Genomic DNA, 15789 nt, shown 5'->3' on the forward strand with positions numbered 1-15789 from the left:
CGTGTTGACTTTCGTGGTCCTAATTGTCCTTACACTACTATCTATCTATGCAGGTATTTCCTTCGGAGCTATTTCCATACCGTTAGTTGAAATCTTCCAAGCTTTTCAAGGAAATGGGGTGGAAATGTATCAGACGATTATATTCGATTTACGTTTACCAAGGGTACTAGTTGCTTTACTAGTGGGCGCATGTCTTGCTGCCTCGGGGGCTTTGTTGCAAGGTGTGATGAAAAATCCATTGGCAGACCCGGGGATTATTGGTGTTTCTGCTGGTGGCGGTTTACTTGCTGTCATAACGATGCTCGTTTTTCCTGCTTACAGCTATTTATTGCCGGCAGGTGCATTTATTGGCGCATTTCTAACAACGATACTCATCTATTTACTAGCATGGGAAAAAGGCGCTTCTCCAGTAAAAATTATTCTGGCAGGTGTAGCAATGAATGCCCTTTTAGGTGCGTTAATGAATGGTGTTATGGTCATATATAGTGACCGAGTGCAAGCTGTTCTCTCGTGGTTATCTGGTGGCTTAAATGGGCGCAGTTGGTATCATCTTGAATTCATGTTGCCATATGCAGTTATTGGTCTACTGCTTTCTTTTTTTGCTATTAAGAAAGCGAATCTTATGCTTTTGGGTGACGAAACAATAAAACTACTTGGTCAAAATGTAGAGTGGGCAAGATTGCAAATGATATTGCTGGCCTCTTTTTTAGCAGGAACCGCGGTCAGTGTTGGAGGGTTAATTGGTTTTGTTGGTCTAGTCGTACCTCATATGATTCGATTAATTATTGGTGAAGATTATCGCTATCTTTTACCATTTTCAATCCTAGGTGGAGCTAGTTTAGTAGCTTTTGCCGATACTGTAGCAAGAACATTGTTTGACCCAATTGAGTTACCTGTTGGGATATTGCTCGCTTGCATAGGTGCACCATTCTTTCTTTATTTATTAAGGAAGAGGAGGGTTTCTGCATGATAGATTTGCAGCAAGTCGCGTATAATCAAGGGAATTTTCAATTAAAAGATATCCATCTGACATTTCCAACAGGGCAAATTACAGGGATTGTCGGACCGAACGGATCGGGTAAATCGACACTATTAAAATTGGTAGCGAAACTTATATCCGCTAACCGAGGAGATATTCTTATAAATCATGAGAGTATCAATAACTATACAAGAAAGAATTTAGCGAAAGAGTTAGCTATGCTCGTTCAGCTAAAGGAGGGGATGCCGGGGTTCTCAGTGCGACAAATGGTTGCGTATGGAAGAACACCTTATCAAAAAATGATGAAAAGTGAGAACGTAGAAGACAATGAAATCATTGATTGGGCAATGAAGGTAACTGGTATTACTCATATGAGCGATCGTCTTGTGCAAACATTATCGGGAGGAGAACAGCAACGTGTCCGCATTGCGATGGCACTTGCTCAAAAAACGAATATTTTGCTCTTGGATGAACCGACGACTTACTTGGATATCGGACACCAAATTGAACTGATGTCATTGCTAAAAGAACTGAATCAACAGTTTAAAATGACCATTGTCATGGTACTTCATGAGCTCCAATATGCAGCGATGTATTGTGATTCAATGGTAGTTCTGCAAGGAGGGGAAATTGTCGCAACCGGTCTCCCCAAGAAAATCCTAAATGCAGAATTACTTAAAAAAGTATATAAACTTGATGCTGATGTAATATTTGATGGTAAAGTGCCATTAATTAAACCAAATCAATTTTAAGGGGGAACCTGAGATGTATATTGTAACAAATACTGTTCACCTTCAACCAGGAAATGCTGATATGTTTGTTGAGAGATTTAATCGAGAAGGTAAGGTAGAAACGATGCCGGGCTTCGTTGGTTTAGAAGTAATGTTAACGGAAAATACGAAAGAGTATGAAGAAATAACTATTGTTACAAGATGGGAAGATCCAACAGGCTTTAAAGGATGGATGAAAAGTCGAGAATTTAAAGATGCCCATGCCCATAGAGGCGGAATCCCTGAATTTATTATTAAAAACAAAACGACTTATTATCAAGTAAAGTTACGTCGCAAGCCAAGGATAGAGACAGAAAGCTCTGTCGGGTAAATGTACTTAGTTCCTTACAAAAAGATTGTAAAGACATCCTATTTGGGGGTGTCTTTTTTTTGAATGTTGAAATAATCAAGAGAGTTAAATTTTCATTCACTGAGTATAGACAATAAGCGTTTAAAGGGGGTCAACCTGACTTAGAAATACGTGTTTCGTCATAAAATAACTTAGTGTTCTGGGGCATTATAATAAATATGAATGGTAATCTGTACATTATTTGAGCTCCTCTTTCTTCTTACTTGTCTACGACCTGGATGGTAAAAGCATAAGTGACCGTTCCTTCCTTCCAATGAGCAATAAGGTGATAATAATAGATCCCTGCTTTTGATGGTGAGGTTATTGTCTCTTTTGTCATATCTTTTGAGGTTATCATTTCATCATCTGTCCATTGTTCAATGGTGAAAGTATGATAGGTGGGTTTACATTTAAATTCAATGTAAATATCTTCATTAGGGGAAACGATTGTTGGCTTATGGACTTTGGCCATTTCTATTTGTGATGAGTAGACAACATCTACACATATCTCACTATTGAGACTATGCCAACAATAAGAACCTTGATTAGAAGGTATTTTATCTTTACCTACTGTAATGATAGGTACTGGTGGAGTAGAGTTTCTAAAAAAACAAGAATACTTGTTAGAACCAAAATGATAAAAACTAGACTTCCAAAAACCACTTCAAATAAATCCCCCCTAATAATACTTTTTTCATTAGACGACCAAATTCGTATTTCGTTACAGCCAACGACATTTCTTTGTAACTCTTTCGTAGTTTCTAGAAATTAAAATAGAGTGAGTAGATTTAAGGAGAAAAAAACGTAAAAAAATTATGCAATTTATTGGCAATTAGTTTATTATGAGTATGTAAGGTATTTGACCCTGTACCAAAAGAATCAGTACTAGCAGCTGGTTATAGTATTAGTGGATCATACGGCGGGAGAACTTACCTTATATGTGCCATCATCTTATGAAGGGAGTGATTAAGTTCCGTTAATGGTGATGTTGCATGACTGCACGCAAGCTGTTAGTCAATTTGCGACATGTTAAAATGAATGCGCTTTCATAAGGGGTTTTCTCGTTTTATATCCTAATAAAAGTGCTTCTGCTAATAACAATACTTGTTGGAATTGGTTTGAAGAGAGAAAAAATATAAGACTACTGAAAATGAGGTTCTTTTGCTCAAGGTAACTATTCAAAAGTTTTTGTAGGGAGCTCGTTGCTGATGGGGGAGGGGGGAGTAACAATAAAAGTGGTTGGCAAGTGGATGTATAAAGGCACGTATCGAGGCATCATTTCATTGGATACAACGAGTGTACAAGAAGGTTACCACATAGCGAAACCCCAGGTGTGCCTTAAGCAATTGACAGAGGGGTGTACCATACCATAGCTTAGATTAGATTTAAAAGTAGGGATATTGGATTATGCCATGAATTAATATACAACTGTTACGGCGTCTTATATAGGACAAGCTACTATCCAACAAGATTCCTACGTAGATTATTCCAAGCAGTTATTAACTGTAGAAGATTACTACAGAAAAAGTACAACTTCGCTTAAAAGCGAACGCACGGCAGGATTCAATGCAAACGATGTAGAATTGTATGTTGGGAAAAGGGTATCCATTAGCTGATCATTTTTATTCAATAGTGGTAGTAATATACATTAAATTAATTGAAAATTTATAATAATTAATTATATATTAATTGTAGTTCCAATTTCATGGAATTCATTCTATTTTTTAGTGTCAGATAACATAAATTTTTGGAAAATAATAAAAAGTTCTTGTCTCCTTAGTATTATATGTATATAATTTAATGAACCAAAGCACCAAAGCATAAAAGCGATAAAGTAAAGGGGATGAATGAATAGTGAAAAAGAAAAATAGGTGGAAAACATTATCGACAGCTGGATTATTAAGTGCATTAATATTGGCAGGATGCGGAAACTCTGAAGAAACAACGAATGAGGCAAGTGGAGAAAGCGGTGAGAAAAGCTATCAAGTCGGTATCACGCAAATCGCTGAACATCCAAGTTTAGATGCAGCATCTGTTGGCTTTCAACAAGCATTGAAGGATGAGGGATTAGAAGTAGAATTTGATACACAAGTTGCACAAGGGGATCAAAATAATAATCAATCGATTGCGAACAACTTTGTAAGTGATCAGGTGGATTTAATCTTTGCTAACTCTACACCAAGTGCACTAGGTGCATTAAATGCTACAAAGGATATTCCGATTGTGTTTACTTCTGTAACAGATGCTGTTGGTGGCGGACTTGTTGATTCTATGGAAGCACCTGGCGGAAATATTACAGGCACATTAGATAATCACCCAGATGCCATACCGAATACAGTAGAATTCATAAACAAATATTTTGATATTGAAACAATTGGCGTTGTGTATAATTCGGGTGAAGCCAACTCTGTATCGCAAATTGAGACAGTGAAAGAAGTTATAGAAGGAACAGGATTGAAATTAGCTGAAGCAACTGTTTCAACATCAGCTGAAGTAAAACAAGCTACAGAATCATTAGTCGGTAAAGCAGATGTCCTTTATATCATTACAGATAATACAGTAGTAACAGCTCTAGAGTCAGTCGTTCAAGTGGCAACAGATAAGAAAATTCCACTTTTTGTTGGTGAATTAGATTCTGTCGCTCGTGGCGGATTTGCTGCATACGGGTTTGATTATAATGATATCGGTTATGAAGCAGGTGTGATGGCAGCAGAAATATTAAAAGGTGAGAAAGAAGCAGGCGAAATGGATGTACAATATCCACAAAATCTAAAGCTTGTTATAAATAAGGAAGCGGCTGAAGCAATGGGTGTTGAACTAAATCCTGAATGGGAAGAATCTGCGGAATTTATTGAATAATGACAGGTATCTTAATCAGCACGACAGATGAAAGGGAGAGAGCATAATGCCTTCAGCAATATTTGGCTCCATTGAAGCAGGTGCAATTTATGCATTAATGGCGTTAGGTGTATATTTATCTTTTAGAGTATTAGATTTTCCTGATTTAACTGTTGATGGTAGTTTTGTCACTGGTGGAGCAGTTGCTGCCGTTTTAATTGTAGGAGGAACGAATCCATTCTTAGCAACAATTTTAGCATTCGTTGCCGGTTTCCTAGCTGGCAGCGTGACAGGATTACTTCACACAAAAGGAAAGATCAATCCTTTATTATCAGGGATTATCATGATGATTGCTTTGTACTCTATTAATCTACGCATTATGGGTAAGTCGAATATCCCACTATTATCAGAGGAAACCGTCATTACAAAACTAACTGATTTTTGGCAAGGATTAGGTTTAGATAACGCCTTAGCTTTCATTGGCTTTGTGCCAAAAACATGGGCAATCTTAATTCTCATGCTGATATTGGCTCTTTTTGTCAAAGTAATTATTGATTGGTTCTTGAAAACTGATATTGGTCTGGCCATTCGAGCAACAGGTAATAATGAAACGATGATTCGTAGCTTTTCAGCGAATACAGATACATTAAAAATATTAGGTCTAGGGCTATCTAACGGTTTGGTAGCTTTATCAGGTGGCTTAGTGGCACAATACAATGGTTTCAGTGATGTCGGCATGGGTATAGGCATGATTGTTATTGGGCTTGCTTCTGTTATTATCGGCGAAGCGATTTTTGGTGCAAAAACAATTGTTCGAGCAACATTAGCTGTTATCGGTGGGGCGATTCTGTATCGAATTATTGTTACATTAGCGCTACGCGTGGAGTTCTTAGAAACGGGAGATATGAAATTAATTACGGCATTGATTGTCGTCTTCGCGCTTGTACTACCGAAGATTCTTGAGAAGCAAAAAGAGAGACAACGAAAGAAAAAACGAATGCTTCAAGCAGGAATGGAATAAGTAGAAGAGAGGGGTGACGACATGCTTGAATTAAATCAGATTCATAAAATCTTCAATGAAGGCACACCAGATGAGAAGATTGCACTAACACAGATGAATCTCGATCTTCATCAAGGCGATTTTATGACGGTCATTGGTAGTAATGGTGCAGGAAAATCGACTTTAATGAACATTATCTCAGGGAAGTTAATACCGGATGTCGGTCAAATAATTATTGATAGAAAAAATGTATCGAATGTAAAGGAAAATAAACGGGCACGTCTAATAGGGCGCGTATTCCAAGACCCAATGGCAGGGACTGCACCTGCAATGACGATCGAAGAGAACTTAGCCATTGCCTACACAAGAACGAGATCACGCGGCTTGCATATAGGCGTTTCGAAGAAAAGAAAATTGTTTTTTCAAGAAAAATTAGAGATGCTTCATTTAGGTTTGGAAAACAGACTGCAAGCAAAAGTAGGTTTATTATCAGGTGGTGAGAGGCAGGCATTGTCTCTTTTGATGGCAACCTTCACAGAACCTAAAATCCTTTTATTGGATGAGCATACGGCTGCTTTAGATCCATCCCGGGCAGAATTGATTACGAATTTAACGAAAGAAATTGTTGCTAAATACCAATTAACGACATTAATGGTAACTCATAATATGCAGCAAGCGATCGATCTAGGAAATCGGTTAATTATGATGGATAAAGGCCAGATTATTTTTTCTGCGGATGAGAAGCAAAAATCGCAGCTTACGGTTGAAAAATTATTAAATGAATTTCAACAAATTCGTGGTGAAAAAATGAACAGTGACCGTGCAATACTTGCATAAATGAAGATTTTAGTGTGAGAAAGAGTCCGTTAGTGGACTCTTTTTTTTGTGGTGGGGACTTGATTTTTGTTCTATCAATAGATTGTTTATAAATACGATAGCAGGGTGATTTCTATTTAATGATTTTGTCTTGGTGAAGGAATGTTGCGGTTGATCAAATCTTGTAATGAAACTTGATCTAAGATAAAGGCAATTTCTTCACGCAATAGTGCCCATAGTGGCTGAAGCACACACCCTTGATCTTCTAATGGACAATATTCATAAGCGGTGATACTGACACAACTCATCGGTGCAAGTGGACCTTCTAGTTGACGAATGACCTCTCCTATATTAATCTCATGACTTTCTTTCTTTAACATATAGCCCCCGTAGACACCTCGTTTACTTTTTACATAACCATGGCTTTTTAAAAGAAGTAGAATTTGTTCCAAATATTGAACAGGTACTAATGTTTGAGCTGAAATGTCTTTGATGGTTATAACAGTTCCTTCATTATTCCCGAGAACAATTAATGAACGCAGCGCATATTCACCTTTACTCGATATTTTCAAAAGTTCGGCCTCCTGTTAAACATCTTATAAAAGGGTATTAGTGCTTTCATAGAATTATAACCTAGGCTTCTACTCATTTTCTTGCATTCTAATCACGAAAGTACAAGCTTGTCATATTGTATTTTAGAAAGTTGAGAAAGTCGATCAACTATTCATAGAATTGCATGTAAAGGAGCGATTTACACCGTGACATTTCAAGAAAAAGTTCGCCAAGTTTTACAAGAAAAAGAAGTGCCTTTAGATAAGGCGATTCGTTCATTAAATATTTGTTCAAAAGAGTTGGAGCCTTATATTACACAACCGCAAGGGATGTTAGAGTATGGGAGAAACGTCATTTATCGCAATCAGCAGGTTGAGGTCATTGTTGTTTATCTTCCGCCATTTGCTAAAACGCTTGTCCATGATCATGGTTTTTCAAAAGGAGAAGTTTATGTTGTTCAGGGAAGCTTACTTAATCTCATTTATCATAAAGATTTATCGGTTAATAAAATTGAGTCATATAAGGCAGATGAGTCTTTTCATGTACAAGGGGATACCATTCATCTCATGTTTAATCCCACACCATTTGAGGTCATTAGTTTTCATGTGTATTCACCGCCATTAGCACATAATCAGACTTATCCTGCTGAAGGGAGAGAATAAGCTTGTTTATTGAAAGCTTAAAGGATGGCAGAAATGTGTGGTTGAACGGTAAAAGAATTGATATTACCGAAGATACAAATTTTAGAGGTACGTTGACGACGATTGAATCCTTGTTTTCGCAATTAACGAACCCAAAGTTACAGCCATTAATCGGTTATTTTGATGATGATTTACAGCAATGGGTGCATAAGGCTTTTTATTTGCCAAGAAATATCACTGAATTACAGGAAAGGCGCACGGCTTTTGAGGCATGGGCGAAAGATACGAACGGCATGATGAGTCGACTTTCCGATTATGCCCGTTCGCGAGTGGCAGGCTGGTATGCAAATAGAGAAGCGTATCGTGAATTAGATCCGCATTTCCCAGGAAAAATAGAGGCTTATTATCATATAGCCAAAAGAGAAAATCGTTTCATTGCCATTATTCAAAGAGATCCGCAAATCAACCGGAGTGCTAATGAGTATTATAATACGAAAAAGTTAGGTTTATTGAGAATAACAAAAAAGACAAACGAAGGCGTATATATTAATGGGGCTAAGATGATTGGCACTTCCGCACCTTATGCCCATGATATTATTGTTTATCCCTTAGCACCTTTAGATGAGGCGAAGAAAGATTTAGCGCATATGCTGATTGTGCCCGCAAATGCTAAGGGCTTGCATATGGTTTGTCGTGAGTCTTTTGCAGAAGCGTCGCAAGTTGAATATTCCCTTAGTGCACAATACGATGAAATGGATGCGGTCCTGATTTTCGATGATGTCTTTGTTCCGTGGGAGAGAGTTTTACTGCATGATAACCCTATTGCTTTAGCTCAGTTAAAAGTTGATTCTATTTCTAATAGCTTAGCGTATCATCAAGCCATTGTGCGCTTGCAAACGAAGTTATCTTTTATGGCAGCAGTAGCAAATGCCATGGCACATGTGATTGGAGCAGATGGCTATTTACATGTACAAGAAAAGCTAGGGGAACTTATTATCCAAATTCGCACAATTGAAGGGTTAATCATTGCCGCTGAACAAAATGGAAAGTTGGAGAAAGACATTTATATTCCAGATTTTAATTATATTCAAACAGCGAGAGTACTGGGGACGAAATATTATCCCAATGCAGTTGAAATCATTCAATTAATAGGTGCTGGCGGCTTGATACAATTACCTTCGTCCATGGCCGATCTATCAGGTCAAATCAGTCAGTTGACACAACAGTATTATAAAGGGAAGAATGCTACTGCAGAAGAAAGGACGAAGCTATTTAAATTAGCTTGGGATTTAATAGGTTCACCTTTTGGTTCTCGTCATGAATTATACGAGCGCTTTTATTCTGGGGATCCGATGCTGCAAACAGCAGATATGTGGCGGAAATATGATAAAAAAGAGTGGACGAGACAGCTAGCTCCCTTTTGGAAAAACTGTTAGTAGAAGAAGCCTAAACATTGAAATAGCCACCTGATAAAAGGTGACTATTTTTAAATTACCTCACAACCTAATTCTTTAACAATAATTTCATGAATTTTCTTTTACCTACTGAAACAATCATATTATGGCTAATCGTAGTCGTTTCCATATCAGTGATGATTTTTTTACCATCTATTTTAATTGCGCCACCAGCAATCATTCTTTTAGCCTCGGATTTTGAAGGCAGTAAGCCTGTATCTACTAACAATTGCACAAAGGTGATAGAAGTTGGGCCAGTCCATGTCATTGTCGGCAGTTCTTCAGGTACTTCTCCTTTTTGGAAAATCGTAATAAATTGTTGTTCTGCTTTTTCAGCTGCCTCTTCATCATGGTACATTTGTACAATTAGCTTTGCTAATTGCATCTTTACATCACGTGGATGGAGGGTTCGCTTAACTAGCCCTTCTTCTATCTCAGTTATTTCTTCAGGTGTAAGTGGAGTAATAAGTGTAAAGTACTTCACCATGAGTTCATCCGGAATGGACATCGCTTTCCCGTACATTTCGTTTGCTGGTTCATTAATACCGATATAATTATTCTTCGATTTTGACATTTTCTCAACGCCATCTAATCCTTCAAGTAGTGGCATCAGCAGTGCAATTTGCTTAGTTTTTCCAAATTTCTCTTGAAAGTGCCTACCCATAAGGACATTAAAGTGCTGATCGGTGCCCCCTAACTCAATATCACATTCAAGCACAACAGAATCGTATCCTTGCATGACTGGGTAGAAGAATTCGTGTAAAGAAATCGGCTTCCCGAAGGCAATTCTTTCTTCAAAGTCATCACGTTCCATTAAACGGGCAATGGTAATTTTACCTGCTAATTGAATGACATCATCAAACTTAAGTTGAGAGAGCCATGTTGAATTATAATGTAATTCAACTTTTTCCATATCGAGTACTTTACCAAATTGCTCAAAATAAGTTTGGGCGTTATGCTTCACTTCTTCATCGGTTAACGGCTTTCTAGCGATGGACTTACCTGTTGGATCACCAATCTTACCAGTAAAATCCCCAATTAATAATTGAATCGTATGACCATTATCTTGGAATTGCTTTAACTTCTTTAAAACAACCGTATGACCTAAATGAACGTCAGGAGCTGAAGGGTCTAAGCCAAGTTTTATCTTTAAAGGTTTATTTAATAAAATAGATTTTGCTAACTTTTCTTCTAATTCTTCAGTGGGTATTATTTCTTGCACACCTTGTTTGTATAACTTTAATTGTCTCTGTAACTCTTTTAATTGCTGTTCTGATAATTTTTCTTTCACAATTATTCACATCCTTAAAAAATAATAAAAATCCACATCCCTGATAAAAGGGACGTGGATTTCACGCGTTACCACCCTAATTGAGAAGTATAATACTTCTCCACCTCAACATTTAACGAACGTAGCCGTTCATTGCAAGTAGCAATGAAAGTTCAAGAAGTTGTAATTCGCTTCATCCTTTATACCGACTCTCAGTCATTTGTCGGCTCTCTGTGATAGGGAGGAGGTTGCTACTAAGACTTCTATCATCACTTTTTCTTTATTAAAATTTATTGTCTTTAATGAGCCGGTAAAGGGTTGCAGCTAATTGCTTTTGATCGTCCGTTTTTAACCCTTTAACAATGGAGATTTCTCCCTCATGAAATTCGGGATAAAGCTCTTCAATGACGTCTCTACCCTTAGGTGTAATCACAACAAAAGTGTTTCGGCGATCTCTTGGGTCGGTTTCCCTTCTGCAAAATGACTTATTCTCTAATGTACGCATAATATTACTGATTGTTGCTTTTGATACACCTGCAGAAAGGGCAAGCTCTTTTGTTTCCATTTTTCCATATATCCATAAATCATAAAGAATCGAAAAGGAAGTCCAAGAGATTTTATGCTTGGCTAACACTTCTTGCTCTAGCTTATTTTTAATGCCTTGGCCAATGCGATATAGGCTAGTGACTACGGCTATTGCATTTGGCTCTATCGTTGTTTTTTTACTTATCTTTTGAATGACCGTTGACTCTTCAGGATGCAAATAGCCATCTTCGTCTAATTGGTGAATAGGATCACCCCTCTTTTATTTTCAGAATCATTAGCTATGAAATGATTCTACAAAAAAAGAAACAGAATTGCAACCCTTAAACTTAAGGGTAATACAAAACTGTTTGATAAATAATCATATCTTCCCCAATATTGCGATACGTATGTGCTTTGTTGGCGGAGAAACGGATGGAATTACCTGGTTGAATGGTGTATTGTTGTTCATTAATTTCAAGTTGTAGTGTACCAGTAATCACCGTTACATACTCTTCAACACCTTCATTATGTTTTTCTGATAGATGTTCATAACCTGTCTCAATCTCGACAGTAAAAATTTCAAACTTTTTCCTTGGGTCAAATGGGAAGACCGGATATACGCGATATTTCCCACTATACTCCATAATGGGGCTTATATCATGGCGATTAACCACATGAATAGGAGACTGCTGTTCCTTAATTAAAGATGAGAAGGAAACTTGTAATCCTGTGGCAATCTTCCATAATGTTGTCACTGTTGGGTTGGATTCACCACGTTCTATTTGCCCAAGCATCGCTTTACTTACATTAGTTAAGTTGGCTGTAGTATCTAGACTTAAACCTCGTGCTTTACGTAGATTTTTTAAGTTAACACCGATATTTTTTTGAATATTATCCATAATTCCTCCGAAAATGATTGTTTATTATAACGTACGAATGTATAATATATTGTACAAATAACTAATCAGTTTATTTATTCAATATTATACTATTTTTTGGGATGAAGGGTAGGGAGAAATCTTGGCGGAGCTATTGTTACAAACAAGAGAAGTACCATTTCGAAAAGGGGTGCAGGCTGGTGTAAGTATTGCGATTGGTTATGCCCCCGTTGCACTTACGTTTGGCTTATTAGCAAAGACAACAGGTTTATCTTTTATAGAGACTGTACTTATGAGTATGATTGTTTTTGCAGGTGCATCACAATATATGGCACTTAGCTTAATTAGTTTAGGGACGAGTACTTTCGAAATTATTTTTACAACTTTTATTGTTAATATTCGCCATTTTCTGATGAGTACAGCGCTTAATGAAAAAGCCGAAGATGACAGACTAATGAAAAAGGCACTCTATTCATTCGGCATTACAGATGAATCTTTTTCAGTTATTGCTACAAAAGATGGCGTGCAAAAAACTGGTTTTATTTTAGGTGTGAATATCATTGGGTATATGAGCTGGGTTACCTTTACTGCTCTTGGGTTCGTCGTTGGTGCAAACTTGCCACAAGTGTTACAAGAAAGCATGACAGTTGCGCTATATGCAATGTTTATTGGTCTACTTGTCCCTTCGATGAAAGGCAGTGCTAAAGTTGTTTACCTTGCTGCTATTGCTGCCGGATTAAACACTATTTTTACCTTTACCGGTGCACTTTCAACAGGATGGTCAATTGTTATAGCAACTTTAATTTCTTCCGTTCTTGTTGAGGTTATAGAAGGAATGAAGAGGGAGGATCGGCAAAATGAGCAATGAAGTACTTTGGTTAATTATTGGCATGGGTCTTGTTACATATCTTCCAAGGGTTGCGCCATTTTTACTTTTTAAAGGAAAGGAACTGCCTATATTTGTGCAATCTGTTCTGAAAAATGTTCCTTATGCGACTCTCGGTGCTCTTATTTTTCCTGGGGTTTTGCTTATTGGAGAAAGCATCTGGTACGGCTTACTTGGTGCAGCGATTGCGTTTATTGTTGCTTATATTGGCGCGAATGTAGTCTTTGTTGTCCTTAGTGCTATTATTGTTTTGTCAGGTTACTCCTTATTCATCAGTTAGTTATTTCTTTCCTCTTTTTTGCAGTTCTAAATATGGAAAAGTATACTAAACTAAGTATGAAGGGTTGTACTTTTTTCATTGAGATTAAAGGAGGGAACAAATTGGCAAGAAAAATTGGTCTTTATGGCATTCTTGGCTACTTTTTATATGGTTTATTCTTTTATTGGTATTTATTCCATTTTGCAAATACAGATTTACCATTCGAGTATCAAGGTACAGTTGCTGATCCTGCCACTTTTTTAAATGGTAGAGAACTTGTATTAACTGAGGAATATTCAAAAATACGTAATTTACTATTTTTCTTGTCTACACCTTTTGAATGGATGTTTTACTTATCAATTCTTTTATTGGGGTTATCTGGTGCATTTAAAAAATGGGCTGAGCAATCTTCTAAATTCAAATTTGTGCAAACGTCTATTTATGTTGCTTGGTTGTCACTATTCGCTTTTATCGCTACGACACCACTCAGTTATATCAGTTATCATTTTTCAAAGCAGTACAATATTTCTACGCAAAGCTTTGCTAGCTGGATGAAAGATGAACTTATAGACTTTTGGGTGAACTTTGGCATGATGGTGCTTATCGTTTATGTATTGTATCTGCTTATTAATAAAAGCAGGAAGCGGTGGTGGCTATATGCTTGGATGTTAACCGTTCCTTTTTCATTGTTTTTAATGTTCCTTCAACCAGTGGTCATTGATCCGTTATATAATGATTTCTCTCCTTTAAAGAATAAGGAATTAGAGAGTAAAATATTGGCGCTTGCTCATGAAGCAAACATCCCAGCTGACCATGTGTTTGAAGTTGATATGGCGGAGAAAACGAATGCTTTGAACGCTTATGTTACTGGTATTGGATCAAATTCCCGGATTGTTCTCTGGGATACAACATTAAATAGATTAGATGATGACGGTATTTTATTTATTATGGCACATGAAATGGCGCACTATGTTGAGAAGCATATATATATTGGCATAGGCGGATATTTATTATTATCTTTAGTTGGATTGTATTTAACTTATCGCATAATGGAATGGGCGGTAACGAAGTATGGAGATGCATTGAAGATTCCAGCAGTAAATGATATCCGTTCATTACCATTATTTCTTATAATTATTTCCATGCTTCTGTTCATTTCTAGTCCGTTGTCCAATTTAGTTTCACGCTATCAAGAAACAAGAGCGGATCATTATGCAGTTGAATTAACAAAAGATCCAGAAGCGGGGATCGAAACTTTTCAAGAGCTTACCAAAGCTGGTCTTAGTCAAGTGAATCCACCATTACTTGTGAAGGTATTTCGCTATGGACATCCGACAATGTTGGATCGAATCATTGACTTAGAAGAATATCAAATAAAACATCGAGACGATGAATAGATAAAAAAGAGGTACCATTTTGTGCACACAGCCTTTTGCATTTGCAACGGGGGGTGTGTATATTTTGTTTTTTTAATTTTTTCCCTTCCTTACCTTGATTCCCAGTATAATTCAAAAATAAAAAATCCCCCATTGGTGGTGGAGGATAATAGGTTACGAGCCATATTCTTTTTGCAGTTGAATATATTCATTTGATAGTGTAATGAACATTTTTTTATTTTTGCAGTCTAATGCTTTATCTAATTTCACTTTTACAGCTTGCAGTTTTCTGTTTAGGATAGCGTCGCTAATGACCATGTCGACATATAAGTCTAAAACAAATGCTTCTTTCTTTCTTTTGCGTTTCATGGCGCTTGCTTTCATTAATTCGGCGTATGATTTTTCTTTCATAAAAATCACCCCAATGGCTTTTTATTAGTATATGTAAAGAATTGTATTTATTCAACTTATTTTTGAATTTTTAAAAAAATTAAATATATTATTTTCAAATAAATTGTCAATTAAATAGGAAAAAAGACTGGTTATCATCTTCTCTTTCTGGTAAAATAGAGCTAATTTTAAAAATATTTAGTTTATTTTTCAAAAAAAGTAAAGGGGTGTACCGTTTTATGGCTGAGAAGGAAACGATGATTGAAGAGTATGAAATTAATACAGAAACAATGATGATTTTGCCTATTGAATATGGTAGTAAGATTTATTCTCATATTTATGAAATCGAAGGTGAAGCGGTTTCGCCTTTTAAACCGCTTGAAATTATTAAGAAAAGTTGTCGCTTTTTTGGTGCTAGCTATGAAGGTAGAAAAGAGGGGACAAGACAACTGACAGGTATTACACATAAAGCACCTATTACGATTGATCCCACTAATCTCATTTATTTTTTTCCCACAGCTTCTGCTACAAACCCCAACTGTATATGGATATCTAATGAGCATGTGCTCCATTATCGTCCGCATGAGGGAGGACAAACAGAAGTAACTTTTAGAAATAGGCGTACGCATATTATCCCTGTTTCACATAACATATTTCAAAATCAAATTCTAAGAACCGTTCTGTTAAAAGATACGTTATCGAGCAGAATTGAAGAAACGGAACGAAAATCGCTTTACTTTCTAAAAAGGAAAAAAGCTGAGAAAGTTTCAGAAAACATTAACTTCCTTCGCAGATTATGATGGATA

19 protein-coding genes and 1 other annotated feature are annotated in these 15789 nt (G+C 36.7%); of the genes, 13 read left to right on the forward strand and 6 right to left on the reverse strand.

What is annotated here, in order from left to right:
• Positions 1–4: 4 nt before the first annotated feature.
• Genes MKX67_RS07900 through isdG form a run of 3 tightly spaced genes read left to right on the forward strand, consistent with a single transcriptional unit; the run spans position 5 to position 2080 of the window.
• Positions 5–970, forward strand: a complete 966-nt coding sequence (locus tag MKX67_RS07900; protein ID WP_342489105.1) for an iron ABC transporter permease — start codon at positions 5–7, stop codon at positions 968–970.
• Positions 967–1731, forward strand: a complete 765-nt coding sequence (locus MKX67_RS07905) for an ABC transporter ATP-binding protein (RefSeq protein WP_342489106.1) — start codon at positions 967–969, stop codon at positions 1729–1731. Before MKX67_RS07900 ends, MKX67_RS07905 begins: the two co-directional genes overlap by 4 nt.
• A 13-nt stretch (positions 1732–1744) precedes the next feature.
• Positions 1745–2080 (forward strand): heme oxygenase, encoded by a 336-nt coding sequence (isdG, locus tag MKX67_RS07910; RefSeq protein ID WP_095369877.1) that lies wholly within the window; start codon positions 1745–1747, stop codon positions 2078–2080.
• 238 nt (positions 2081–2318) lie between these two features.
• Here the strand turns inward: isdG and MKX67_RS07915 are convergent, their stop codons facing one another.
• The gene (locus tag MKX67_RS07915; protein WP_340978402.1) at positions 2319–2570 is read right to left on the reverse strand and encodes a hypothetical protein; all 252 of its coding nucleotides are present in this window, start codon (positions 2568–2570) and stop codon (positions 2319–2321) included.
• 576 nt (positions 2571–3146) lie between these two features.
• Here MKX67_RS07915 and MKX67_RS07920 point away from each other — a divergent pair.
• From MKX67_RS07920 to MKX67_RS07935, 4 genes are all read left to right on the forward strand, one after another.
• Complete coding sequence (locus tag MKX67_RS07920) at positions 3147–3272, forward strand: PHB depolymerase family esterase (RefSeq protein ID WP_342489265.1); 126 nt, start codon at positions 3147–3149, stop codon at positions 3270–3272.
• Between the two features lie 677 nt (positions 3273–3949).
• The gene (locus MKX67_RS07925) at positions 3950–4957 is read left to right on the forward strand and encodes an ABC transporter substrate-binding protein (RefSeq protein WP_095369874.1); all 1008 of its coding nucleotides are present in this window, start codon (positions 3950–3952) and stop codon (positions 4955–4957) included.
• Positions 4958–5003: 46 nt separating this feature from the next.
• On the forward strand, positions 5004–5957 hold the full coding sequence (locus MKX67_RS07930; protein ID WP_095369873.1) for an ABC transporter permease: 954 nt from the start codon (positions 5004–5006) through the stop codon (positions 5955–5957).
• 21 nt (positions 5958–5978) lie between these two features.
• A complete protein-coding gene (locus tag MKX67_RS07935; RefSeq protein WP_095369872.1) occupies positions 5979–6773 on the forward strand; it encodes an ABC transporter ATP-binding protein in 795 nt (264 codons plus the stop codon).
• Between the two features lie 116 nt (positions 6774–6889).
• Here the strand turns inward: MKX67_RS07935 and MKX67_RS07940 are convergent, their stop codons facing one another.
• Positions 6890–7324 (reverse strand): Rrf2 family transcriptional regulator, encoded by a 435-nt coding sequence (locus tag MKX67_RS07940; RefSeq protein WP_307317969.1) that lies wholly within the window; start codon positions 7322–7324, stop codon positions 6890–6892.
• Positions 7325–7510: 186 nt separating this feature from the next.
• Here MKX67_RS07940 and MKX67_RS07945 point away from each other — a divergent pair, with 186 nt between their 5' ends.
• Both MKX67_RS07945 and MKX67_RS07950 read left to right on the forward strand, forming a co-directional pair.
• Complete coding sequence (locus MKX67_RS07945; RefSeq protein WP_157733746.1) at positions 7511–7966, forward strand: cysteine dioxygenase family protein; 456 nt, start codon at positions 7511–7513, stop codon at positions 7964–7966.
• 2 nt (positions 7967–7968) lie between these two features.
• Positions 7969–9381 (forward strand): 4-hydroxyphenylacetate 3-hydroxylase N-terminal domain-containing protein, encoded by a 1413-nt coding sequence (locus MKX67_RS07950; protein ID WP_322909146.1) that lies wholly within the window; start codon positions 7969–7971, stop codon positions 9379–9381.
• Positions 9382–9448: 67 nt separating this feature from the next.
• On the opposite strand, the gene tyrS is transcribed toward MKX67_RS07950, so the two are convergent.
• From tyrS to MKX67_RS07965, 3 genes are all read right to left on the reverse strand, one after another.
• A complete protein-coding gene (tyrS, locus tag MKX67_RS07955) occupies positions 9449–10696 on the reverse strand; it encodes a tyrosine--tRNA ligase (protein WP_322909669.1) in 1248 nt (415 codons plus the stop codon).
• A 39-nt stretch (positions 10697–10735) separates the two neighbouring features.
• Positions 10736–10948, reverse strand: a binding site (T-box leader).
• Between the two features lie 4 nt (positions 10949–10952).
• Complete coding sequence (locus tag MKX67_RS07960) at positions 10953–11432, reverse strand: MarR family transcriptional regulator (protein ID WP_095369867.1); 480 nt, start codon at positions 11430–11432, stop codon at positions 10953–10955.
• Positions 11433–11541: 109 nt separating this feature from the next.
• On the reverse strand, positions 11542–12093 hold the full coding sequence (locus MKX67_RS07965; RefSeq protein WP_095369866.1) for an XRE family transcriptional regulator: 552 nt from the start codon (positions 12091–12093) through the stop codon (positions 11542–11544).
• A gap of 121 nt (positions 12094–12214) precedes the next feature.
• Here MKX67_RS07965 and MKX67_RS07970 point away from each other — a divergent pair, with 121 nt between their 5' ends.
• The 3 genes from MKX67_RS07970 (at position 12215) to MKX67_RS07980 (ending at position 14614) form a co-directional block, all read left to right on the forward strand.
• On the forward strand, positions 12215–12940 hold the full coding sequence (locus MKX67_RS07970; protein ID WP_095369865.1) for an AzlC family ABC transporter permease: 726 nt from the start codon (positions 12215–12217) through the stop codon (positions 12938–12940).
• A complete protein-coding gene (locus MKX67_RS07975; RefSeq protein ID WP_095369864.1) occupies positions 12930–13238 on the forward strand; it encodes an AzlD domain-containing protein in 309 nt (102 codons plus the stop codon). The genes MKX67_RS07970 and MKX67_RS07975 overlap by 11 nt, the downstream gene beginning before the upstream one ends.
• A 101-nt stretch (positions 13239–13339) precedes the next feature.
• Entirely contained in the window at positions 13340–14614 is a 1275-nt protein-coding gene (locus MKX67_RS07980; RefSeq protein WP_095369863.1) for a M48 family metallopeptidase, read from the forward strand.
• A 153-nt stretch (positions 14615–14767) separates the two neighbouring features.
• Here the strand turns inward: MKX67_RS07980 and MKX67_RS07985 are convergent, their stop codons facing one another.
• The gene (locus tag MKX67_RS07985; RefSeq protein ID WP_095369862.1) at positions 14768–15004 is read right to left on the reverse strand and encodes an IDEAL domain-containing protein; all 237 of its coding nucleotides are present in this window, start codon (positions 15002–15004) and stop codon (positions 14768–14770) included.
• 218 nt (positions 15005–15222) lie between these two features.
• On the opposite strand from MKX67_RS07985, the gene MKX67_RS07990 reads away from it, so the two are divergent.
• Positions 15223–15783, forward strand: a complete 561-nt coding sequence (locus MKX67_RS07990; RefSeq protein ID WP_095369861.1) for a competence protein ComK — start codon at positions 15223–15225, stop codon at positions 15781–15783.
• Positions 15784–15789 lie beyond the last annotated feature (6 nt).

It is taken from the genome of Cytobacillus sp. FSL W7-1323 (assembly GCF_038595015.1).
GTDB lineage: Bacteria > Bacillota > Bacilli > Bacillales > Cytobacillaceae > Cytobacillus > Cytobacillus kochii.